The following is a 24,117-nucleotide window of genomic DNA, read 5'->3' as shown; positions in this document are numbered from 1 at the left end:
CGTGAGCACGAGATGCCTGGTCGCCCTGACCGCGCTGCTGGCTTTCATCACCGCCGGGTGCGGCGCCGCCGCCGACACCGGGGCGCCCGCCGGCAACGGCGTCGAGCCGTCGCGCGACGTGCTCTCCGCGGTCGTCGTGGACGAGGCGGCCGCCGCCCTGCTGCCCGCCGACGTCAAGGCCCGGGGCGTGATCAGGTTCGCGGCCTCGATCGGCGGCACGCCGCCCTCCGCCTACTACGCCGAGGACAACAGGACCGCGCTGGGCCAGGACATCGACATCGCCGAGGGCGTCGCGAAGGTCCTGGGCGTCCGCGTCGAGCGCGAGGCCGCGAGCTTCGAGGCCATCCTCCCCGCGCTCGCCGCGGGCAAGTACGAGGTCGGCACGGGCAACTTCGGCGTCACCGAGGCCCGCAAGCAGACCATCGACTTCGTCACCTACGTCAACGACGGCCAGGGTTTCGCGGTCCGCGCGAACGACGACCGGCTGTCCGGTGTGGACCGGCTCGACCAGCTGTGCGGCCTCAAGATCGGCACCGGCACGGGCACCACGTTCGAGGCGACCCTGGAGCGGGAGAAGCACGTCTGCCCCGACCAGGGGAAGCCGCCGTACGAGGTGCTGCCCTTCTCCGAGGGCTCGGCGGTGTACCTGGGCTTGCAGCAGGGCCACCTCGACGTGGTGATGAACACCATCAACGGCCTGCGCCACGCGGCCGCCAACCAGCCGAACCTGAGGTTCCTCGGCGAGTTCAAGCGGCTGGACGTGGGGTTCGCGCTCAAGAAGGGCTCGCCGCTCGCGCCCGCGTTGCAGGCGGCGGTGAACGAGCTCATCGAGAGCGGCGCCTACCGGCAGATCCTGGACAAGTGGGGCACCACCGACTCGGCCATCCCGAGGTCGGAGATCAGCCCACCCGAGCACAGCTGACCGCCCGCGCCCGACCGACCGCCCGACCCTGACCGCCCGCGTCCGACCGCCCGGCCCCGACCAAGGCCCCGACCGAGCCCGGCCACCGCCTCCTCAGCCCTCTGAACTGCGCGTTCCACGTTCTCACAACGCTCGCGCAGCGCCTCGTCCCCACCATCCGGGGCGGTTCGGGTCGTGCAACAGGGGGGCGGGGTCGTGGTCGGTAGTCGTCATGCGCACCGGGGGGCGGGGTCGTGGCTCGCGGTGCTCGCGCTGGTGGTCGTCTTCGCACCGCTGCCGGTGCTCCCATCGGCGTCGTGGCAGCCGCCGCGCGCGGAGCCCGCGCCGGTCACCGGGGCCGCCGGGTCGGGAGAGGCCCTGGCGGCGGCGCGCCGCCAGGGGACCCCGGTCGAGGTGACGGGCTTGACCACCTCGTCGCGCCGGGTGTCAGCCCAGCCGGACGGCACGCTGACCGCCGAGCTGACCGCGGTCCCGGTGCGCGCCCGCGAGCACGACCGCTGGGTCGACGTCGACCCGACGCTGGAGGTCCGGGGCGACGCGGTCGTCCCGGCGGCCGTCGACCTGCCGGTCACGTTCGCCAACGGCGGCGGTGAGCCACTGCTCACCCTCGGTGAACCGGGCCGCTCGCTCGGCCTGACCTGGCCGGACGAGCTGCCCGCGCCGGAGCTCGACGGCCCGACTGCGACCTACCGGGACGTCCGCCCCGGCGTCGACCTGGTGCTCCGGGCCGAGCCGGACGGCGTGGCGCAGCACCTGGTCGTGCACCGCCCCGAGGCCGCCGCGCACGTCGCGGAGGTGGGCTTCGGCCTGCGGGCGGACGGTATCACCGTGACCGCCGGCCCGGGGGGCGCGCTGGAGTCCCGCGACGCCGGCGGCGCGCTGGTGCTGGCCACCCCGCCCGCGACGATGTGGGACGCCACGGGCGGGCGGCGGGCGCCTGTCGGCGTCCGGGTCGAGGCCGACCGCCTGGTCCTCACCCCGGACGCCGGGCTGCTGCGCGAGGGCGCCTACCCGATCACCATCGACCCCGACTGGCGGACCGCCGAGCGCCCCGACTGGACCAAGGTGTTCCGCGGCAAGTCGGGCAGCACCCACTGGCACGGCGGCAACGACGTGGACACCTGGGCGAAGGTCGGCGACTGCACGTCCTGGGCCGGGTGCAACGGCATCGGCCTGACCCGCTCCTACTTCCAGTTCGACACCTCGTTCCTGACCGGCAAGGCGGTGCTGAGCGCGAACTTCAACGCCACCATCGTCTACGGGCCGAGCTGCGCCACGGCCAACCACCAGCTGTTCATGGCCAACGGCCCGATCAACCCCGGCACGTCGTGGGACAACGCACCGCAGGGTTGGCACGTGCAGACCAAGCCGGCGGAGAGCAACTACACCGGCTGCGCCGGGCACAAGGGCATCGGGTTCGACGTGAAGTCGGCCGTCAACACCTCCGGCGCGTCCACCTACTTCATCAAGGCCGAGCACGAGGGCGACAGGTTCGCCTGGCGCAAGTACGACGCCGCGGCCACCAAGATCTTGATCAACTACAACAGCCGCCCGAACCCGCCGACCGACCTGGGCACCGAGCCGCGCCTGACCGCGTGCAAGTGGTGCGGCGGCACGCCCCACGTCGGCACGGAGTCCATCCGCCTGCTCGGCGAGCTGGCCGACGCCGACAACGACCAGCTCACCGCGCGCTGGGACGTCTACGCTGACGGCGTGCGGCAGCCGCACGTGCAGGGACCCACCTTGGGCTCGGGCAACACGTTCGGCACCGACGTGGACCTGCGCCACCGCCACGGCCAGCAGCTCACCTGGACGTTGTGGGGCACCGACGGCATGGACGGCGGTGAGTGGCGGTCGGGGCCGACCGGGTTCGTCGTCGACCGGATCGGCGTCGACCGGGCGCCGAACGTCACCGGCGGGCTGTACCAGGACGACAACCAGTGGCACGGCGGCGTCGGTGTGCCGGGCACGTTCACCTTCGACGCGGCCGGCGTGGCCGACGTCGACCACTACCTGCACGGCTGGAGCGACCCGCCCACCACGAAGGTGGACGCCGACGCGCTGGGCGGCGGCGCCACCGTCACCACCGCGCCACCCGGCGACGGTCCGCGCGACCTGTACGTGCAGAGCGTGGACCGCGCGGGCCACCGCAGCCCGACCAAGAAGCTGCGCACCTACGTCCGCGCGGGCAACGGGCCGCTGGCCCAGTGGTCGTTCGAGGGAGACACGCGCGACACCGCGTTCCTCGGCAACCGCCACGGCACCGTGAGCGGCACGACCGCCTACACCCCCGGCGCGGTCGGTTCCGCGCTGGGCCTGGACGGCGCGACCACGTCGGTGTCCGCTCCGCAGGCGGTGCGCGCGGACCTGGGCTACACGGTCTCGGCGTGGGTCAGGATCGAGGGCGGCGCGGCGCAGACCGTGCTGGCCCAGGACGGGTTCGGGCTGTCCTACCGGCCGGAGGACGGCGGACGGTGGGTCTTCACCGCGGGCGGTGACGCGGTGTCCTCGGGCGGTGTCGCCCGGACAGGGGTCTGGACGCAGCTCACCGCGGTCCACGACGTGCCAGCCGACCAGGTGCGGCTCTACGTCGACGGCGAGCTGTCCGGCACCACGGCGCGCACCGCGCCACCGCCCGGCGGAGCGGGTCGGTTCCGGATCGGCGGCGCGTCCGGCGCGTTCACCCGGGGCGCGGTCGACGAGGTGAAGGCGTACGACCGGGTCCTGGCCGACACCGAGGTGCGTTCCGCGGTGACCCGCGACAACGTGCAGGTCGGCTACTGGAAGCTGGACGAGGCCGACGGCTCGACCGCCGCGAACGCGGTGGCCGGCGGAGTGATGGGCGTGCTCCAGGGCGGCGCGGAGTTCGACCGGGCCGGTGCGGTCAACGGTTCGGCGCGGTTCGACGCCGCGGAGGACGTCGTCTCCACCGGCTCGCCGGTCGTGCGCACCGACCAGAGCTTCTCGATCTCGGCCTGGGTGCGGCAGGACCAAGCCGGTGACGCGGTGCACCAGCGCGGGGCGGTCGCCACCGGTTTCGCGCTGGGCTCGGCGGCCGGCCGGTGGCGGTTCGCGCTGGCCCGCGCGGACGAGGCGGGCGCGGCCGAGGACGTCGCCCACGGCGGTGGCCCGGTCGACCCCGGTTCCTGGACGCACCTGACCGGCGTCTACGACGCGCCGGCGCAACGCATCCGGCTCTACGTGGACGGTGTGCTCGCCGCCGAGGCGCCCCACGCGACGGGCTTCGACGCCATCGGGCCGCTGCGGTTCGGCGGTGGCTCCTGGCGCGGCGGTGTGGACGAGGTCCGGGTGCACAGCCGAGTCGTCTCCGAGGAGGAGATCCGCGGCATCGTCGGCCAGGACGACGTGACCGCGGGGGAGTGGCGGCTCGACGGCGACCCGCAGGACTCCTCGACGCGAGGTCTGCACGGCACGCCGCACGGTGGCCCCGACTACACCAGCGGCCAGTCGGGCCTGCCGGACCCGGCCGACCTGGCGCTGCGCCTGGACGGCACCGCCCGCTGGCTCAGCGCCCCCAACGCGGTGCGGGTCGACCGCAGCTTCTCGGTGGTGCTCTGGGCGCGGGTCGAGCAGGTGACCGGCACGCCGACCGTCGTGTCCCAGGACGGGGCGAAGACCAGCGCGTTCCGGGTGCGGGTCCGGCCGGACGGGCGGTGGGGCTTCGCGATGTCCGCCGCGGACGACGGCGCCGGCGTGGCGGAGGCCATCGGCGGGTCCGCTCAGGTCGGGCAGTGGACGCACCTGGTCGGCGTGCACGACGCGGAGGCCGGGCAGCTCCTGCTCTACGTCAACGGCGTGCTGGCGGGCAGCGCCGCGCACAGCCAGACGTGGTCGGCGACCGGTTCCCTCCTCATCGGGCGGTCCAAGGCGGGGGATTTCGTCAGGGGTTCGGTCGACGACGTCTCGGCGTACTCGCGGGCCTTGTTCGCCGGCGAGGTCCAGACCATGGCGGGTCGCGACCTCACCCTCGTGCACAACCTCCGACTGGACGAGTCCAGCGGTTCGAACGCCGCGGACGCGGTCGGCACCCGGGCCGCCGCGCTCGCCGGCGGCGCCACCTTCGCACCGGGTCGCGTCGGCAACGCGGTCGCGTTCGACGGCGTGGACGACTCGGCCGCCACCACCGGCGTGGACCTGCGCACCGACCAGGCGTTCACGGTCTCGGCGCTGGTCAAGCTGCCCTCCGGGCACTGCGAACCCGCACCGCGCGAGTGCCGGGTGGACGCGGTCACCGCGGACGGCGCCCACACCAGCAAGTTCCGGCTGGGTCACGTCATCGACTCGGACAACAACATGTTCGGCGCGTGGACCTTCGAGATGCCCGAGTCGGACGCGCCGCACGCGGTGGTGACCAAGGCGGCCGTGTCGACCCTGCCGTCGGAGGTCGACACGTGGGTGCACCTGGTGGGCGTCTACGAGCCGGGCGCCCGGAAGCTGTGGCTCTACGTCAACGGGACCCGGGTAGGTGACGGCACGCTGAACACGCCGTGGTCCGCCACCGGTGGTCTGGTGCTCGGCCGCGGCAAGGCGGGTGGCGCGGCGACGGCGTACTGGCCGGGCAGCGTGGACGACGTGCGCCTCTACACCGGGCAGTTGGACAAGGACCGCATCTCCGACCTGTTCCGCTCCTACCCGGCCGAGGCCGCCGCGCCGACGCTGCCGACCGCCGACGCGGGCTGGTGGGAGTTCGACGAGGGCTCCGGCGCGGTGGCCGCGGACGGCTCGGGCCGGGGCAGGACCGCGACGTTGAAGGGCGGCGCCGGCTGGACCGGCGGCCGCACCGGGTCGGGGGCGTGGCTGAACGGCTCCTCGGCGCACGCCGAGACCGCGGGTCCGGTCCTGGACACGGGCCGCAGCTTCTCCGCCGCGGCCTGGGTGCACCTGACCAACGCCGACCACACGTACAAGGCGGTGCTCGGGCAGGACGCGAACCGGCTCAGCGCCTTCACCCTCCAGTTCGACGGCACGTCGAAGAAGTGGTCGCTCATCGCGCCCACCAAGGACGAGGACGACCCCGCCACGAACTCCGTGGTCATCCTCAACTCGGTGGACCCGGCGGCGGTCGGCGAGTGGACGCACCTCGCGGTCACCTACGACGCGGGCGCGGGCCAGGTCCGGCTCTACGTCAACGGCATGCTGTCCGGCGCGCAGGTCGGCGTGCGGGTGCTGCCCTCGTCCGGGCCGCTGACCATCGGCCGGTCCAAGTGGAACGGTCAGGCCACGGCGTTCTTCCCCCGCGGGGTCGACGACGTGCGGCTGTACTCGCGCGCGCTCCTGGACGGCGAGGTGCGCCGGGTCCACGACGACGTGGCGCCCGCCGACTTCGGTCACTACCGGTTCGACGACGGCACCGCCCGCGACCGCACGTGGCGCGGCTCCCACGCCACCACCGGCGGTGGCGCGACGTTCGCCGCCGGGCTCGACGGCACGGCACTCCACCTCGACGGCACCACCGGGTCGGCCACCACCACCGGCAGCCTGCCGATGCGCGACAGCTTCACCGTGTCCGCCTGGGCCAGGCTGAGCCGGGACGACAAGGCCGGCGCGCTGATCAGCCAGGACGGCCAGCGGATGAGCGGGTTCGCCCTGCGCTACCGACCCGGGCCCAGGCGATGGGTCTTCGGCTCCACCGCCGCCGACAGCGACGGGTCGCCGTTCGTCGAGGTCGCGGCGGTGGCGACGCCGAAGGTCGGCCAGTGGACCCACGTGACGGGCGTGTACGACTTCCCCGGCCGCCAACTGCGGATCTACGTCAACGGCGAGCTGTCCGGCACGCGCGACGACGTCGTGCTGTGGCGCGCCACCGGGAAGCTCGTGATCGGCCGCGGCAAGGTCGACGGCGGATCGTACGGGTTCTTCCCCGGCGCGCTGGACGACGTCCGGGTCGCCGAGGGCGTGGTGACCGACGCCGCGCTCGTCGAGCGGGGCGGATGGGGCGCGCCGCGACCGGGACAGCTCGGCCGGTTCGTCGACGCCGCGGGTGAGCGCCGCACGGCCCCGACGGACCAGGTGCCCGCCGGCTACCGCTTCCAGGCGCCGCTGGGGCTGCCCGCGACACCGGGACCCCACACGGCGACGGTCTACGCGTGCCGCACCGGCGCGGACGCGTTCACCTCGACCGACGCCTCGTGCGAGGGCGCGACGCCCACGGGCCTGGTCTACACCCGGCAACCGCTCAACATCCCGACCGCGCCGCTGTACCGGTGCGTTTCGGGGAGCGACCGGTTCGACTCACCGGACCCGGCGTGCGAGGGCGCCACACCGGACGGGCTGTTGGGCTACAGCGTCGCCTACACCAGCCTGACCCGGTACGCGCTCGACGGCGTCGACCACACCAGCACCAGCGGCGAGGCGCCGCCCTCGTACCGGTCGGAGGCGGACCAGGGCCTGCTGGGCCTGGCCGGGCAGACCGGCACCCGGCGGCTGATGACCTGCCGGGACGGTGCGGACCACTTCGTCTCCACCGACCCGGCGTGCGAGGGCAAGGCGGTCGTCGGCGTCGCCGGCGACATCTGGACCACCGCGCCCTCCGGCGGGGTGGCGCTGTACCGGTGCCGGACCGGCGGCGACAGCTTCACCTCGATCGACGCCGCCTGCGAGGGCACCACCGTCGACGGGTTGCTCGGTTACGCGCTCGCGGGCCGCCCCGCGGTCACCGCGCTGTTCGAGGAGGAGTCGTGACCACAGGGGGAACTGTGCGGAGATCCATGGCGGGATCACTGGTCGTCGTGCTGACGGCGTCGGTGGTGAGCGCCGTGCTCACCGGCGTCGCCGCGGCCGCCGGGCCGTCCGTGCCGCTGCCCGGCACACCGTCGACGCCGGTCACCGAGCAGGAGATGGAGTCCAGGGCGCCCGACCAGGCCACCACGGACGCGCTGCACGGAGACCAGCCCGCGGGCGGCGCCACCAAGGACGGTGGCGGCACCAGCCGGGCCACGCCGCTCAAGCAGTCCGCCACCTGGGACGTCTCCGAGCAGACCGGGGACTTCTCCTGGTCCTACCCGTTGCGGGTGCCGCCCGCGCCCGGCGGGTTCGAACCGGAGTTCTCCCTGTCCTACGCCTCCTCGGAGGTGGACGGCGTCACCAGCGCCACCAACAACCAGGCGTCCTGGGCCGGTGACGGCTGGAACGTCGGCGCCGGATTCGTGGAGCGCACGTACGGGGCGTGCGCCGACGACAAGACGGGCGGCACCACCCCGCCCGACGGCGTCGGCGACCTGTGCTGGCGCAGCGACAACGCGGTGGCCGCGTTCGCGGCCGGCGGGGGGCAGCTGATCCGCGACGACGCCACCGGCGGGTGGCGGGCCAAGGCCGACGACGGCTCGCGCGTCGAGCGGCTCACCGGCGCCGCCAACGGCGACGACGACGGCGAGCACTGGCAGATCACCACCGCGGAGGGCACGCGGTACCTGTTCGGCTCCCGACCGGGTGCGCGGTCCACCTGGACGGTGCCGGTGTTCGGCGACGACGTCGGCGAGCCATGCCACAACGCCTCCTTCGGCGCCGCGCACTGCACCCAGGCGTGGCGGTGGAACCTGGACCGGGTCGTCGACCGGCACGGCAACACGATCACCTACGACTACGCGCCCGAGTGGAACTCCTACGGGATGAACAAGAAGTCCGCCGCCGTGCCCTACGTGCGCGGTGGCACGCTGGAGGTCGCGGAATATGGTCTGCACGAGGGGTCGGACCAGCCCGCGACCGGGCGCGTCGAGTTCACCGCCGCCGACCGGTGCGTGCCCGGCAGCGATTGCGTGCCCGACAAGAAGGACAACTGGCCTGATGTGCCGTGGAGCGACAAGTGCGACACGGCCACGTGCGCCGACCGGCACTCGCCGTCGTTCTGGTCCACCAAGCGGCTGGCGAAGGTGACCACCGGGGTCCGCTCGGGTTCCGGCTACGCGGACGTGGACTCGTGGACCCTGGACCACCAGTTCCCCGCGCCGGGTGACGGTGAGAAGGCCGCGTTGTGGCTCAAGAGCGTCACGCACACCGGACACGCGGGCGCAGCCGTGTCACTGCCGCCGGTCACCTTCGAGGGAACGAAGATGCCGAACCGGGTCGAGAAGGTCGACGGACTCGGCCCGTTGCTGCGCTACCGGGTGACCGGCATCGTGTCGGAAGCCGGCGGCGTGACCACCGTCGACTACGCCGAGCCGGACTGCTCGGCCGGCTCGCTGCCCGCCGCGCCGGAGACCAACACCCGCCGCTGCTTCCCGCAGCGCTGGGCCAAGCGGGACTTCTCCGAGCGCACCGACCACTTCCACAAGTACGTGGTGGCGCAGGTCGTGCAGTCGGACCGGATCGCGGCCAACACCGAGCAGGTCACCTCCTACGAGTACCTCGGCGGTGCGGCGTGGGGGTACGACGCCTCGGAGTTCACCAAGGAGGAGCACCGCACCTGGAACGACTTCCGCGGTTTCGGCCGGGTCCGGACCAGGCAGGGCAAGCCGACCGACCCGAGCGGTCCCGTCACGATGACCGAGCAGCGCTTCCACCGGGGCCTCGACGGCGACCGGCTGCCGTCCGGCAAGCGGTCGGTCACGGTCACCGACTCCGAGGGCGGGACACGCCGGGACGACGACTGGCTCCGCGGTCAGCAGTACGAATCGCTCGTGCACGACGGCGAGGGCGACCGGGTCGTGTCCAAGACGATCTCGACGCCGGCGTGGCAGGGCCCCACGTCCACCCGCGGCGCGTACAAGGCCTACATCGTGCGCCCCGGGACCGAGGTGGCGCACACGGCGCTGGAGGCCGGTGGTTGGCGCACCACCCGCACCGAGAGGACCTACGACGACCGGGGCCAGTTGGTGGCCACCAACGACCTCGGCGACACCTCGACCGACACCGACGACCGGTGCACCACCACGACGTACGCCCGCAACACCGACCGCTGGCTGCTCACCCTGCCGTCGCGGGTGGAGACCGTGGCCGCCGCGTGCGGGACGACTCCGGTGTTCCCGGCCGACGCGATCTCCGACACCCGCACCGCCTACGACGGCCGCGACTTCGGCGCGACGCCCGACCGGGGCAACGCCACGCGGGCCGAGGTCGCGGCGGAGCGACCGGCCTCCGGCCCGGTGTACGCCCCGGCGTCGACGGCGGGCTTCGACGTCCACGGCCGCACCACGTCCGCCGGTGACGCGCTCGGCCGGGTGACCACCACCCGGTTCACCCCGGAGACCGGTGGCCCGGTGACCGCGACCGCCACCACGAACCCGGCGGGGCACACCACCACGACCGCGCTGGAGACCTCGTTCGGTCAACCGGTGGCGGTGGTGGACGCCAACGGCCGCAAGACCGAGACCGTCTACGACGCGCTGGGCCGCAAGACCGAGGTGTGGCTGCCCAACCGCCCGCGCGGCCCGGGTGTCGGCGGCAACCACCGGTTCGCCTACACCTACCGCAACGACGCCCCGACCGTCGTCACGTCCTCGAAGTTGGGGCCGAACGGCGACTACACCACCGGCGCCGAGCTGTACGACGGCCTGCTGCGGCTGCGCCAGGCGCAGACCCCCGCGGTGGGCGGTGGGCGGCTGGTCGTGGACGCCCGCTACGACTCGCAGGGGCGCAAGCACAAGGTCACCGCGCCCTACTTCACCGACGCCCTCGTGGACGACCGGTTGTGGGTCGCGAACGACGTGGACGTGCCGATGCACGTACTCACCAGGTTCGACGGCGCGGGCCGCCCGGTCGCCGAGATCGCGATGGCGGGCGCGACCGAGAAGTGGCGCTCCACCACCGCGCACGGCGGCGACCGCGTGCACGTCACCCCGCCCGCCGGCGGCACGGCCACCACGACCGTCACCGACGCGCGCGGCCGCACCGCGGAACTGCGCCAGTACCACGGGCCGGAACCGGAGGGCGCGTTCGACCGGACCACCTACCGGCACACGCACACCGACCTGCTCGCGGAGGTCGTGGACCCGGCCGGCAACACCTGGCGCAACTCCTACGACCTGCGGGGGCGCAAGGTGCTGGCGGAGGACCCGGACCGGGGCCGCACGACGATGGGCTACGACGACGCGGGCCAACTGGTGTCCACCACCGACGCGCGGGGCGCCACGCTGACGAACACCTACGACGAACTGGGCCGCAAGCGGTCGACCCGGCACGGGGGAGTGGTGCTGGCGGAGTGGGCATTCGACACCGCGCCCATGGGTAAGGGCCTGCCCGCCTCCTCCACTCGCTACGAGGGCGGCGAGGCCTACACGTCCCAGGTGCTGGGCTACAGCGCGCTCAACAGCCCATTGGGCACGCGGGTGACCATCCCGCGGTCGGAGGGCCGGTTGGCCGGCACGTACACCGCCTACACCAAGTACAACGTGGACGGCAGCACGTCGAGCACGACCTACCCGAAGATCGGGGACCTGGCCGAGGAGGCCGTCCAGCACTCCTACGACGGCCTCGGTCTGCCCACCACGACCTCGGGCGGCTTCAACGGCGCCACCAGCGAGTACGTCACCGGCACCGAGCACACGCGGTACGGCGAGGTGGCGCGGGTCCAGCTGGGCGGCGGGACCTCCAGGGTGTGGCTGTCCCGGTACCACGACGCCAACACGCGACGCGTGGAGCGCACCACCGTGGACGTCGAGGCGCCGTCACCGCTGCGGTCCGACGTGCGCTACACCTACGACCCGGCGGGCAACATCACCTCCATCGCGGACCGCGCGCCCGGCGGGCCCGCCGACGTCCAGTGCTTCCGCGCCGACCACCTCCGGCGGCTGACCGAGGCGTGGACGCCGGGCAGCGGCTGCGACGCCGAACCGGGCGCGCAGGCCCTGGCCGGACCCGCGCCGTACCGGCAGTCGTTCACCTACGACCCGGTCGGCAACCGGCTGACCGAGACCCTGCGCACCGCGGACGGCGAGACCACCCGCACCGCGACCCACACCGGTCACCGCGTGGACGCGATCACCACCACCGACCCTTCGGGCGCCACGACGAAGGGCTTCACCCACGACGCGACCGGCAACACGACCGCGCGCGGCGACCAGCGGCTGGACTGGGACGCCGAGGGCAACCTGACCAGGGTGGCGGAGGGCGAGCAGGTCACGGCGTTCGTCTACACCGCCGACGGCGACCGGTTGATCCGCCGCGACCCGAACGGCACGACCCTGTACCTGGCGGGCCAGGAGCTGACGCTGACCGAGGCCGGCGGCCTGCGCCCCACGAGGCACTACCGGCACGGCGACCAGGTCGTGGCGGTGCGCGACGCGAGCGGCCTGACCTGGTTGGCGGGCGACCACCAGAACACCTCGACCACCGCGGTGACCAGCGGCGGCCTGTCGGTGGTCCAGCGGCGCCAGCTGCCGTTCGGCGCGCCGCGCGGCGGCCTGGTGGACTTCCCGGGCGGGAAGGGCTTCGTCGGCGGCACCCCGGACGCGTCGACCGGCCTGACGCACCTGGGCGCCAGGGAGTACGACCCGGTGCTGGGCCGGTTCGTCTCCGTCGACCCGGTCATGGACCCGGCCGACCCCCAGCAGGTGCACGGCTACACCTACGGCAACAACAACCCGGTGACCAACTCCGACCCGACCGGCCTGTTCTTCGGCAAGCTGCTGAAGAAGGCCGTCGACTTCGTCGACCGGCACAAGAACACGATCGCCTTCGCCATGGGGCTGGTCGCGCTGTGCCCGCTGGTCACACCGGGGATGGCGGGCCTGTACTTCATCGGGGGGCTGGCCCTCTCGCTGTGGGACACGGCGCAATCGGCGAAGGCGGAGACGCCGAAGCAGCGGGTGAACCTCGGGCTCAACTTCGCCGGAGCGCTGGTGGGCGGGGTGGGAGCCGGGATCAAGTCGATCGGCAGGGCCGCGTCGGCCAACACCTTCGGCGGGACCCCGTCCGGGGGCGCCCTGGACGGGAGCATCGTGCGGGGCAAGCAGGCGCTGGCCGCGGACGCCAGTGCCGTGGTCTACACGGGCGCGGGCGCGCGCCTGAGCAACCACCCCGACAACTGGGGGATGCCGACGCCGGGGAGCCCGGCCGGCACCGCCCCGGCGCCCTTCCGCCCGAGCTGGAACTGCTACCACCCGGACGGGGCAAACGGCCCGGCGGGGCCTCACCCGTGCATCGAGGGCTACATCATGGATCCGATGAAGAACTCCTACTGCAATTTCGTGGGAGCCTCGCCCGAGTGCGCGAAATGGGACGCCGAGGACCACTTCCGACCGCGGGCGCCGTACCGGCCCGGCAAGTCGCCCAAGACCTTCTACCAGGCGAAGTGGGGGCCGAAGAAGGTGCCCGCCTCCCAGTGGGTCAACCCCTCGGGTCCGGGCTGGTACATGAGCAACGACGGGATGCACCACCGCACCGACGGCCGGGGGCGCGCCTGGTTCTGAGGGCGGCGCGTCGGCCCGGTCACCGGGCCGACGCGCGTTCCCGCACGTGCAGGCGCACGAAGGCGTCCAGGCGGTAGCGGTCCGGGGCGCAGCGCCGGACCAGGTGCGTGCTGCCCAGGCGGCGCAGCAGCTTCCGGGCGCCGGCGGGCGTCGTGCCGGTCAGGCCGGCCACCTCGTCCGCGGTGAGGTCGTCGCCGGGCAGCGCGGCCAGCGCGGTGAGCGCCTCGCGGTCGTCCGGGCTCAGCGCGCCGCAGGTGCCCGCCAGCACCGTCCGGAGGTCGGCCGAGCTCTCACCGAGGTCCAGCGCGTCCAGCGGCGCCTCGCGCAGCTCCTCGACCAGCTCCTCCAGCGGGTGGTCGGCCGCTCGGGCGGCGACGATGCCCAGTGCCAGCGGCAGGCCGGCGCAGTGCCGGACCAGCTCGTCCACCGGGCCGGTCAGCCGCGTCGGCGGCAGGCGCTCGGCCAGCAGGGCGCGGGACTCCGCCGGGTCGAGCGGTCCCAGGTCGAGCACCGGGACGCCGTGCGTGGTGGTCAGGCTCGTCAGGCGGTTGCGGCTGGTGACGAGCACCGAGCAGGTCGTGCCGCCGGGCAGCAGGGGCGCGACGTGCGCGGCGTCCCGGGCGTCGTCCAGGACCACCAGCATCCGGCGGTCGGCTACGGTCGCCCGGTAGAGGGCCAGCCGGGCGTCGAGCCCGGTCGGCGCCGGACCCGCGCCCAGGCCGTCCAGCAGGCGGTCCACGGCGCGGGAGGTGGTCAGCGGCCCTTCGCGGGGGTCGAAGCCGCGCAGGTCGACGTGGAGCACCCCGTCGGGGAAACCCGCGTCATGCGCCCACCGCAGCGCGAGCCACGTCTTGCCCACCCCGCCCGGTCCGGTGACGACCACCTGGCCGGCCCGCCGGACCGTCCGGTCGAGCGACTCCAGCTCGGCGGCGCGGCCGACGAACGCCGCGGGCGCGGGCGGCAGCCGCCGGGGCGCGCGGGACGCGGTCGGCGCGTGCAGCAACCGCTGCCGGACCTCGCGCAGCTCCGCGCCCGGGTCGACGCCCAGCTCCTCCGCCAGCCGCCGCCGGACGAGGTCGTACCGGGCCACCGCGTCGGCCTGCCGCCCGCTGCGGTGCAGGGCCAGCACGAGCTGCCCCGCCAGCCGCTCGTCCAGCGGGTGCTCGTCGGCCAGGGCGACCAGGCCGGGCACCAGCTCGGCGTGCCCGCCCAAGCGCAGCAGCACGTCGTGGTGGTCCAGGCGGGCGGCGTGCAGCTCCGCGTGCAGGACCCGGCGCACCTCGCCCAGCCACGGTGACGCCACGCCGGCGAACGGCTCGCCGCGCCACAGCCCGAACGCCTCGGCGCGCGACGCCGCCGCCCCGGCGTCGTCCGCGTCCCGCGCCCGCGCCAGCAGGTCGCGGAACACGTGCAGGTCGACGGCCGACCGCGGCGCCCGCACCCGGTAGCCGGCGGGTGAGCGGTCGACGTCGACCGGCAGCACGGCGCGCAGCCGCGACACGTAGCTGCGCAGCGTGTCGACCGCTCGGGCGGGCCGGTCCGGGCCCCACACCCGGTCGGCCAGCACGTCGGGCGGCACCGGCCGGTCCGGGTCGACCAGCAGCACCGCCAGCACGACTCGCCGCATCATCGGCCCCGGGTCGACCGGCAGGCCCGCCACCTCCGCGCCGATGTCCCCCAACAACCTGAACCGCACGACCACGCGATTCCCCCTCGCATTTCCCTCCCGGTGGGTATAGCGGTTCCCGCCGGCGAACGCCAGGCAGGATGGTCTCGTGGAGTTCTCGGTCCTGGGCCCGGTGCGGGCCGCGGTCGGCGGGCGGGACGTCGACCTGGGTCCCCGCCGGCAGCAGGTGGTCCTCGCCGCACTGCTCGTCGACCTCGGCCGGCCGCTGCCGCCGGCCGAGCTGGTCGAGCGGGTGTGGGGCGACCGGCCGCCGCACCGGGCCTCCGCGACGCTGCGCACGTACCTGTCGCGGCTGCGCGCCGCGCTGCCGGTCGACATCGAGCGCACGCCGGCCGGCTACCTGGCCCGGGTGCGGGAGACGGCCGTCGACCTGCACCGGTTCCGCGCGCTGCTGGCCGCCGGCCAGCCGGACCAGGCGCTGGCGCTGTGGCGCGGCGAACCGTTCGAGGGCCTGGACAGCCCCTGGCTGCGCCGCGTGCGGTCCGATCTGGAGGCCGAGCGCGACGCCGCGGCCCCGCCCGCCGGCCGGCCCGCCGGTGGGCGGGTCGTGCCGCGCCAGCTCCCGGCGCGACCGCGCCGGTTCAGCGGGCGGACCGAGGAACTGGCCGCCCTGGACGGCTCCGGCACGACGGTCGTCTCCGCGCTCGGCGGCATCGGCGGCGTCGGCAAGACGTGGCTGGCGCTGCACTGGGCCTACGAGCGGCTGGAGCGCTTCCCCGACGGTCAGCTGTACGCGAACCTGCGGGGGTTCGACCCGCTGGGCGACCCCGTGCACCACACCGCCGTCGTGCGCCACTTCCTGGACGCGCTCGGCGTCGACCCTGCCGTGGTCCCGGACGACCCCGGTGCGCGCGTGGAGCTGTACCGCGCCATGACCGCCGGCCACCGCGTGCTGGTCGTGCTGGACAACGCCCGGGACAGCGATCAGGTCGTCCCGCTGCTGCCCGGCGACGGGTGCACCGTCGTCGTCACCAGCCGCAACCGGCTCGGCGCGCTGGTCACCAGGCACGGCGCGCGCCGGGTCGCGCTGGACGTCCTGGACGGCGCCGCGTCCCGCGCGCTGCTGGTCGAACACCTCGGCGCGGCCCGGGTCGACGCCGAACCGGGTGCGGTGGAGAGCATCACGGCGTGGTGCGGCGGCCTGCCCCTGGCGCTCGGCATCGTCGCCGCCCGCGCCTCGGCCCACCCGGAGCTGGCCCTGGCCGCGTTCGCCGAGGAGCTGCGCGACCACGCCGAGCGCCTGGACGCCCTGGACACCGGCGACGACCTGGACCTGCGCGCCGTGTTCTCGTGGTCCTACGAGGCGCTGAGCCCCCGCGCGGCGGTCCTGTTCACCCTGCTCGGCTCGGTCCCCGGCCCGGACGTCCCGCTGCCCGCCGTCGAGGCGCTGCTCGACGGGGGACCGGCCCGCCGACCGCTGCGCGAGCTGGAGGCAGCCCACCTGGTCGGCCAGGTGTCACCCGGCCGCTACCGGATGCACGACCTGGTGCGGCTGTACGCCGCCGAACGCGCCGGTGACGACCGCGACGCCGCGTTGGCCCGGCTGACCGGCTTCTACCTCCACAGCGCCCACCACGCCGACCGGCTGATCGACCCCGAGCGCCCGGCCGTCGAGCTCGACGCGCCGGTCGTCGCGCCGCACCGGCCGGCGGACCCGGAACGGGCCTGGGAGTGGCTGGCCGCCGAGCACGACAACATCGTGGCCTGCCTGCACCTGGCGGCGCGGGAGGGCCGCCACGCGGTGGTGTGGCAGCTCGCCGCGGTGCTCGACACCTTCCACTTCCGCCGGGCGCTGTTCACCGACCACCTGGAGGCGTGGCGGCACGGGCTGGCCGCCGCGGAGCGCGCCGGCGACGAGGCGGTGGTCGGCCGGGCCCACCGCAACCTCGGCAACATCCTGGTCTACCTCGGCCGGGTGCCCGAGTCCCACGACCACCTGCTGGCGGGCCTCGCCGTGGCCGAGCGGACCGGCGACCTCCAGCTCCAGAACCACCTGCACCAGATCCTCACCCGGACCTGGTCGGGGCTCGGCGACGACCGCCGGTCGCTGGAGCACGCCCGGCGCACCCTCGACCTGGCCCGGCGCATCGGCGACCGGCTCCAGGAGGCCAAGGCGATCAACCAGGTCGGGTGGGTGCACGTGCTGCTCGGCGAGCACGACGAGGCCCACGAGCACTGCACCCGGGCGCTGCGCCTGCTGGAGGAGCTGGGCTCGGACATCGGCAGGGCCGAGGTGCACGACAGCCTCGGGGTCATCGAACGCCGACGCGGCAACCAGGCCGAGGCGCTCGGCCACTACCGCGCCGCCGTGGCGCTGCTGGCGGGCGCGGGCCACACCCGCGACCAGGCGGCCGGCCTGGTGCACCTCGGCGAGGTGCACGCCGAACTGGGCCAGGACGAGCAGGCCCGCGCGGCGTGGCGCGAGGCGCTGACCCTGTTCCGCGCGCAGGAACGGCACGCCGAGGTCGCCGAGGTGGCGCGGCTGCTGGGCGAGGACCACCGCGCCTGACGGCTCGCGCACCGCCGGCCGTCAGCTCGCCGGGGTGTACTCGTCCTCGTCCTCGTCCTCGTCGGCGTCCTGGTCCCCGTCCTGGTGGGGCAGCACGGTGGCCAGGTAGGAGCGCAGCGCGGCGGTCGTGCCCACGTCGCGGCCCGCGTTCTCGGACAGGTACCAGCGGTGCACCAGCACCTCGTGGAACAGCTCCGCCGGCGCCAGCACGCCGAGCAGGTCGGCCGGCACGGCGGCCACCACCGGGTCGTACACCTGGCTGCGCCACAGGTGGGCCGCGGTGGCCTCGGGCACCGGCCGGCCGTCGCGCTGCTCCAGGTAGGCGCGGAACGAGCGCAGGTCGTTGAGCAGGCGGCGGGCCTGGTTCTCCTGGGCCTCCAGGCCGGTGAGGCGGAACAGCTCGCGGCGGTGCTGGCCGCTCTCGGCGACCCGGATGTCCACCCGCAGCCGGGCGCCCGCCCCCGAGGTGATCAGCTCCACCTCGCCGACGTCGAAGCCCAGGTCGTTGAGGCGGCGCAGGCGCTCGGCCACCCGGTAGCGCTGCTCGTCCAGCCGGAAGAACTCCTCGCGGGTGACCTCGTTCCACAACGCCTCGTAGCGGCGCGGCACGCTGTCGGACACCTCGATCGGGTCCAGCTCGGCGGGCAGCAGGCCTCCCGCCTGGAGGTCCATCAGCTCGCCGCCGATGCGCTCGCGCGCCAGGTCCACGTCGTGGTTGCGCTGGCCGTCGGACAGCCGGGGGTGCCGCTCGACGGTCTCGGCGTCGACCAGGTAGGCGGCGAGCTTGCCCGCGTCCAGCCGGAACAGGGTGTTCGACAGCGAGCAGTCGCCCCAGAACGTCCCCGACAGGTGCAGCCGCACCAGCAGCTCCACCAGCGTGTCGACCAGGCGGTCGGCCGAGTGGTCGTCGCCGCGCGGGCTGGAGAACAGGTACCGGTAGGACATCGAGTGCTCCAGGTACCTGGTCACCAGGACGGCCTGCTGGTCGTCCGGGCGGTCGACGCACAGCCCGAGCACCGACACCGCGGGCATGCCCTCGTGCTCCATCTCGCCGAGCACGGCGTACTCGTGGCGGGCCAGCCGCTCGGAGATCTCCTTGAGCGCGTAGACCTGCCCCTCGCTGGCCACGAACCGCACGACGTGCCGCGAGATGCCCCGCTGCGGCACGGTGAGCAGCAGGTCTTCGTCCCACTCCTCCAGCGGCTGCGCCCACGGCAGCGACAGCAGGCCGGTCGCCTCGCTGGCGGGCGGTCGGAACAGGAAGCGCATCGGGTCCTCCGGTCGTGCGTCGACGAGCGGAAGGTACCCGCTGCCGGAGGCTCACCCGGGTGTGTGACTGCTCACCGGGACCGCGGCACGCCCGCCCGGCGCCGGCCTGGGGAAGGCCGCCCGGCGCGCCTGCGGCAGGCGAGGCGGCGCTGCCCGCGACGACCGGCCACAGCCACCCGCACCCCGGTGCCCGATACCCGCCGCCGGTGGACGCGGCCCCGGTGGTGGTGCGGCTCGTGGTGGCCGCGCACCCTGACCCGCCCGGCCACCACGACGTTCCGCGAGCACGCCGCGACGCTCGCCGAGCAGCGTTCCGCAGCCCTGGGGAAAGGGCTTTCGTCGAACGCGCGCGTCGAATGCCGTCGAACTTGAACCGCTTGCGGGACAACACTTCCCATCTCCGCACACGCCTGGTTACAGTGCGATTTGGGAGCGCTCCCAGTTATGCGGACATCCTCAACGAGGAGGACAGAGTGGCGCTCAAAGCCATCCCTGCGAGAAAGAACCTGCTCGCCAGGGCCTCCGCGACGGTCGCCGCCGTCGCCGGGCTGCTGGCGGGTGTCCTCACCGGCGTCGCCGACGCGCACGGCTCCACCACCGACCCGTCGTCGCGCAACTACGGTTGCTGGCAGCGGTGGGGCAGCGACTTCCAGAACCCCTCCATGGCCCAGCAGGACCCGATGTGCTGGCAGGCCTGGCAGGCCGACACCACCGCGATGTGGAACTGGAACGGGCTGTACCGCGAGAACGTGGCGGGCAACCACCAGGGCCAGATCCCGAACGGCCAGTTGTGCAGCGGCGGTCGCACCGGCGGCACGCGGTACGCGGCGCTGGACAACCCCGGCCAGTGGAAGACGACGACCAAGTCGCGCCAGTTCACCCTGACCGTCACCGACCAGGCCCGGCACGGCGCGGACTACCTGCGGGTCTACATCACGCGGCAGGGTTTCGACCCGACCACGCAGCAACTGGGCTGGAACAACCTGGACCTGATCACCACCACCGGCCGCTACGCGCCGGCGGGCCAGTACCAGGTGGCGGTGAACGCGGGCAGCCGCACCGGCCGCCACGTCGTCTACGTGATCTGGCAGGCCAGTCACATGGACCAGTCGTACTACTTCTGCTCGGACGTCGTCTTCCAGTAAGGCGAGTGGGTCGACGGCCCCTCGGCCCGCTGTGCGCGGGCGGAGGGGCCGTCGGTCGTGCCGGGGCAGCCGTGCTCTGGGCGGCCGTCGGTCAGCGCTCCAGGGCGCGGCGGAGTTCGGCGCGCGAGTCGGCGCCGAGCAGGGCGTGGGCCTCGACCACGAGCTTCCGCGCGGTGTCCAGGTCCAGCACCACCCCGTGCGCGATCTCGGGTTCCGAACGTCCCTCGGCAGCGAGGCGTGCCACCCGCCGCAGGAGTGGTGACAGGGCGTTGAGCCTCGGCGGCGGATCGGCGGTGACGCCCAGGCGGCCCAGTTGTCCGGCGAGGTCCTCCCTCAGCGCGGGTGCGCCGCACTCGTCGGCCAGCGCGACGGCCCGGGTGAGCGTTCGGCGGGCGTCGTCGGTGTGCCCGGAGCGGACGAGCGCCGCGCCGAGGTCCGCGAGGGTCCGCAGGTACTGCCACCGGTTCGGCGCGTCCCGCAGCACCCTGGCCGATTCCCCCAGCGGCGCCAACGGGTCGGGCTCGAACGCGGCGAGCGCCCGGAGCGCCTGGCCTCGGGTGTTCGGGTCGGCGAACAGGTCGGCCTGCCGTGCGCCCTCGGCCGCCACCTCCCGCGCCTCGCGCGGGGCGGAGCGCCCCAATGCCCGGGCGAGGTCGAAGCGCCACCCGCAGACCGCGGGATTGGGCGCGGGCGCGGCGTCGAGCCACCGCCCCACCTCGCGCAGCGCGGCGGCGGCTCGGGCGTGGTCGCCCCGCGCCAGCGACAACGCGCCCACCACGGCCCTGGGCACCGGCAGGACGACCGCGTCCGGGCGGTGGTCGCGGTAGCCGCGCTCCGCGCAGACCGCGGCGGCCCGGTCGACCTCGCCTCGGGCGAGCAGCGCCTCCAGGAGCGTGCCGGTGGCGAACCACTCCGCCGGTGTCCCGGTGCCGCTGCGGAGCGCCAGGCGCAGAGCGATCCCGGCGTCGGCGACGGCGTCGGGCAACCGGCCGAGCAGCAGTGCCGAGTGCCCCCGGTTGGCGTGGGCGAACGCGAGGTGCGTGCCGCGCCAGCCGTGCTGCTCGAACTCGTCCACCGCCTGGTCGAACAGCCGGTGGGACACACCCGCCTCACCGGAGTACAGGTGCACGAAACCGGTCACGGTGGCGACTTCCATGCCCTTGTCCACGTCGGCGAACACCACACCGGCCCGGATGACCCGGTCGATCACCGCGAGCCCCTCGGCGCGCGGTCGGCCGCGCAGCACGAGGCTCCACGCGTGCAGTGCGATCAGCAGCCGCTCCACGTCGACGTCCCCGGTCAGCGGCGGCGCGATCCGGTCGAGCAGCTCCGTGCGCTCGGCGCGGAGCGGGTCGTCGGCCCACCACGCGGCCCACAGCAGCTGCTCGGCGAGCAGCCGCTGCCGCTGCCGCTCGTCGGCGCAGCGGTCCAGCGCGGTGTCGAGCAGGCGCACGCCGTCGCCGAGCCGGTCCGCGTAGCCGTGGGCCTTCGCCAGTGCCACGGCCGCCTCGGTGAGCAGCACGTCGTCCGGCGCCCGCCGGTAGGCGTCGCGCAGTTCGGGGAGCGCCGCGGTCACCTGCCCCAGCGCGAGGGCCTGGCCGTGGCGCAGCCGCAGCCGGCACTGCCGGTCCGGCGGTGGCGGCTCGTCGACCGCCCGCTTGAGGTAGCGCGCCGCCGTCGCGGCCAGGCCCGAGCCGAGCGCGTCCTCGGCGGCGGCGCTCATCCGGTCGACCACCCAGGGGTCGCCGGCGGCGTGGACGTCGAGCAGGTGCGCCGCGACGGCGTCGGGAGCCGCGCGCTCTTCCTGGAGCAGCCGCGCGGCGTCGAGGTGCAGGTCGCTGCGGCGGGACGGGTCGATGTCGTCGTAGACGGCGCTGCGGATGATCGGGTGGCGGAAGTCCGCGGTGGGTCCGGGTGCGAGGATCGCGCCCGCGCACAGCCGGTCGTACTGGCGCTTCGCCTCGGCCGCGGTGAGCCCGGCGAGCCGCGCGGCGTCCCCGAGCGCGCGCCCCGGACCCAGCACCGCGATGGCGTGGGCCAGTCGTCGCGCGACGGGGCCGAGGCCGGCGAGCCGCTCGGCCAGGTGCAGCACGACGTGGCGCGGGGTGAGCGCGTCCACCGCCGTCGCGCCGGCGGCTGTGGGCGCCAAACCGCGTTCCCGCGCCACGTCGAGCATCCACCACAGGTAGAACGGGTTGCCGCCGCTGCGATCGAGGAACGCGGCGCAGAACCCCTCGTCGGGTTCGACGTCCCGCGCCGAGCGCGGCAGCAGGCCGCGGCGGACCATCGCCCGCACCGCTCCGGGGCCGAGCGGGCGGGGCCGCACGACCTCGGTCGCCCGCAACGCGAGGCGCGTGAGCGCGGACCGCTCGTGCGGGCGGTGGGCGAGCAGCAGCACGACGGGCAGTCCGGCGAGCCTGTCACCGAGGAACTCCAGCCACCGCAACGACTCCTCGTCGAGCCAGTGGGCGTCGTCGACGGCCAGCAGCAGCCCCTCCTCGCCCTCGCCGGCGCCGAGCAGCGCCGACGCGTTGACCACGAGCCAGTACAACGCCTCCGTCAGCCCGATCACCGAATCCGCGCCGCGATGACGCTGTTGCGGCAGGCCGAGCGGCACGCGCGCGAGGTCCGCCGCGCCCGCGAACAACACCCGCTGCTCCTTCTCGCCACGACCGGTGACCCAGCGGGTCAGCAACGCGCGGGTCGCGCCGAACGCCATCGTCCGGTCCCGCTGGTTGCCCCGCACCGCCAGCGGCACGACCCCGCGCACCGCCGCCTCGGCGCACACCTGCGCCACCAGTTCCGACTTGCCGATCCCCGCGGGGCCCTCGATCACGACCGTCGCGCCGACCCGGGCGCGCACCGCGTCCAGCACCGTCGAGCAGCGGTCCAGGTCGTCGTCGCGCTCCAGGATGCCCCTGTCGGACGCGGTGTGCCCCGGCAGCCGCAACGCGTGCAGGACCCGCCGCACCTCCAGCGGTGCGTGCCCGTTGGCGCGGGCGGACACGACGCACCCGGCGACCACCTTGCCGACGAACTCCGCGCGCGGCCGGCGCTTGCCCGACATCACCTCGGAGAACAGGGAGGCGGAGATCCCGCCGCGTCGCGCCAGGACCGCGTCGGACGGGGCGCCCACCACGCGTTGCAAGGTGCGCAACCGCCGTCGGACCTGGTCGTCGGGGTCAGCCTGCGCCATGCCCGCCTCCGCCTCGGTGATGGCCGCCGACCTGCGGGGAACGGGCGCACGGCGGCGTCCGACCAGGCTAGCGCGGTGCCCGGGACCGTTCGGTTCTTCGACGCCCGTTCCCGGTGCCCCGGGCGCCGCCCACGCTGGTCCGCGACCGCACGAACCAAGGCGGTTCACGACCGCCGGAACGGAAGACCACATGAACAGGATGGGACGGAAACTGGCGGCGCTGGTCGGCGCGGTGGTGCTGGTGCTCGCCGGGACCGGCATCGCCCAGGCGAGTTCGAGGAGCTTCCCGGAGGGCTTCGAGTGGAATCCGGCCGGCTCGTGGGGCGTCTGGGTGCTCGGCAGCGGCAACGGCGGGTTCGATTACGACAACGGCACCGCGCGCAGCGGCCGGGGCAACGGGTGGTTGCACTCCGGTTACCGGGACAGCGCTGCGGCCGCCATGGGCATCTGGGTGCCCACGGGCGACAGCGGGCGCAGCGACTGCGTGGCGCACATCTACGCCAACCCGCTGAACGACCGGAGCCGCGAGATCACCGTGGAGCTGTTCAACTCGGCCGGGGCGCGGATCCACCACGGGGAGCGCGCCCTGACCTACCCCGGCTACCAGCCGGTCGCACTGGAGTTCTCGCTCGTGGGCTTCCACTCGGTGTACGTGCGCTACCTGCTCCAGGACAGCGGTCGCGGGCACGACGGCGAGTGGGTGCGGCTCGACGACTTCCAGCTGACGTGCTGGTGGTGACGTGGTAGACCGCGTCGACGGCGGCCACCGGGTTCGACCCGGTGACCGCCGTCGACGACGGCCGTCGCGCACCGCTCCGACCGCACCTGGTGGGGTTCGTTCAGCAGGTGCCGTTCGATTCCTTCATGCCCGTGTTGGCGCCTGCGGTGCGGCTGACGATGCCGGGCACGCAGGTGGTCTGGTCGAGCGTGTAGGCGTAGGGGATGGAGACCGTGGTGGTGGACTTGACGTCGGGGCCGGCGGGGTTGGTGTCGCTGCCGGGGGCGGACCAGGTCGCGTTGTCGA

Annotated in this window: 10 protein-coding genes; 6 read left to right on the top strand and 4 right to left on the bottom strand. The window is 74.4% G+C overall.

Features of this window, described 5'->3' with window-relative positions:
- Position 1: 1 nt before the first annotated feature.
- The 3 genes from ABD223_RS18705 to ABD223_RS18695 all read left to right on the top strand — a co-directional run bounded on the left by ABD223_RS18705 (position 2) and on the right by ABD223_RS18695 (position 13,287).
- Positions 2-922 carry an ABC transporter substrate-binding protein gene (locus ABD223_RS18705; protein WP_344037565.1) on the top strand — a complete coding sequence of 307 codons (921 nt, stop codon included), beginning with the start codon at positions 2-4 and terminating at the stop codon, positions 920-922.
- Between the two features lie 243 nt (positions 923-1,165).
- Positions 1,166-7,624 (top strand): LamG-like jellyroll fold domain-containing protein, encoded by a 6,459-nt coding sequence (locus tag ABD223_RS18700; protein WP_344037564.1) that lies wholly within the window; start codon positions 1,166-1,168, stop codon positions 7,622-7,624.
- Positions 7,625-7,650: 26 nt separating this feature from the next.
- Positions 7,651-13,287, top strand: coding sequence for an RHS repeat-associated core domain-containing protein (locus ABD223_RS18695; protein WP_344037563.1), 5,637 nt, complete (start codon positions 7,651-7,653; stop codon positions 13,285-13,287).
- 19 nt (positions 13,288-13,306) lie between these two features.
- On the opposite strand, the gene ABD223_RS18690 is transcribed toward ABD223_RS18695, so the two are convergent.
- A complete protein-coding gene (locus ABD223_RS18690; RefSeq protein WP_344037562.1) occupies positions 13,307-14,989 on the bottom strand; it encodes an AfsR/SARP family transcriptional regulator in 1,683 nt (560 codons plus the stop codon).
- 73 nt (positions 14,990-15,062) lie between these two features.
- On the opposite strand from ABD223_RS18690, the gene ABD223_RS18685 reads away from it, so the two are divergent.
- The gene (locus ABD223_RS18685) at positions 15,063-17,483 is read left to right on the top strand and encodes an ATP-binding protein (RefSeq protein ID WP_344037561.1); all 2,421 of its coding nucleotides are present in this window, start codon (positions 15,063-15,065) and stop codon (positions 17,481-17,483) included.
- Between the two features lie 21 nt (positions 17,484-17,504).
- Here the strand turns inward: ABD223_RS18685 and ABD223_RS18680 are convergent, their stop codons facing one another.
- Positions 17,505-18,752, bottom strand: coding sequence for a DUF4032 domain-containing protein (locus tag ABD223_RS18680; RefSeq protein ID WP_344037560.1), 1,248 nt, complete (start codon positions 18,750-18,752; stop codon positions 17,505-17,507).
- Positions 18,753-19,225: 473 nt separating this feature from the next.
- Here ABD223_RS18680 and ABD223_RS18675 point away from each other — a divergent pair, with 473 nt between their 5' ends.
- Complete coding sequence (locus ABD223_RS18675) at positions 19,226-19,897, top strand: lytic polysaccharide monooxygenase auxiliary activity family 9 protein (protein ID WP_344037559.1); 672 nt, start codon at positions 19,226-19,228, stop codon at positions 19,895-19,897.
- A gap of 91 nt (positions 19,898-19,988) precedes the next feature.
- On the opposite strand, the gene ABD223_RS18670 is transcribed toward ABD223_RS18675, so the two are convergent.
- Complete coding sequence (locus tag ABD223_RS18670) at positions 19,989-23,093, bottom strand: ATP-binding protein (RefSeq protein ID WP_344037558.1); 3,105 nt, start codon at positions 23,091-23,093, stop codon at positions 19,989-19,991.
- 190 nt (positions 23,094-23,283) lie between these two features.
- On the opposite strand from ABD223_RS18670, the gene ABD223_RS18665 reads away from it, so the two are divergent.
- Positions 23,284-23,832 (top strand): hypothetical protein, encoded by a 549-nt coding sequence (locus ABD223_RS18665; protein ID WP_344037557.1) that lies wholly within the window; start codon positions 23,284-23,286, stop codon positions 23,830-23,832.
- 100 nt (positions 23,833-23,932) lie between these two features.
- Here ABD223_RS18665 and ABD223_RS18660 read toward each other — a convergent pair.
- Positions 23,933-24,117: hypothetical protein (locus ABD223_RS18660; RefSeq protein ID WP_486374872.1), on the bottom strand; the 185-nt coding region annotated here is incomplete at its 5' end.

It is taken from the genome of Saccharothrix xinjiangensis (genome assembly GCF_039527585.1).
Lineage (GTDB): Bacteria > Actinomycetota > Actinomycetes > Mycobacteriales > Pseudonocardiaceae > Actinosynnema > Actinosynnema xinjiangensis.
Note: the sequence above shows the minus strand (reverse complement) of the source record. Positions and strands in the feature narration are given on the sequence as shown.

Coding starts and splice junctions, on each gene's coding strand:
- ABD223_RS18695 (WP_344037563.1), top strand. CDS start 7,651: ATGGCGGGATCACTGGTCGTCGTGCTGACGGCGTCGGTGGTGAGCGCC.
- ABD223_RS18680 (WP_344037560.1), bottom strand. CDS start 18,752: ATGCGCTTCCTGTTCCGACCGCCCGCCAGCGAGGCGACCGGCCTGCTG.
- ABD223_RS18670 (WP_344037558.1), bottom strand. CDS start 23,093: ATGGCGCAGGCTGACCCCGACGACCAGGTCCGACGGCGGTTGCGCACC.
- ABD223_RS18665 (WP_344037557.1), top strand. CDS start 23,284: ATGAACAGGATGGGACGGAAACTGGCGGCGCTGGTCGGCGCGGTGGTG.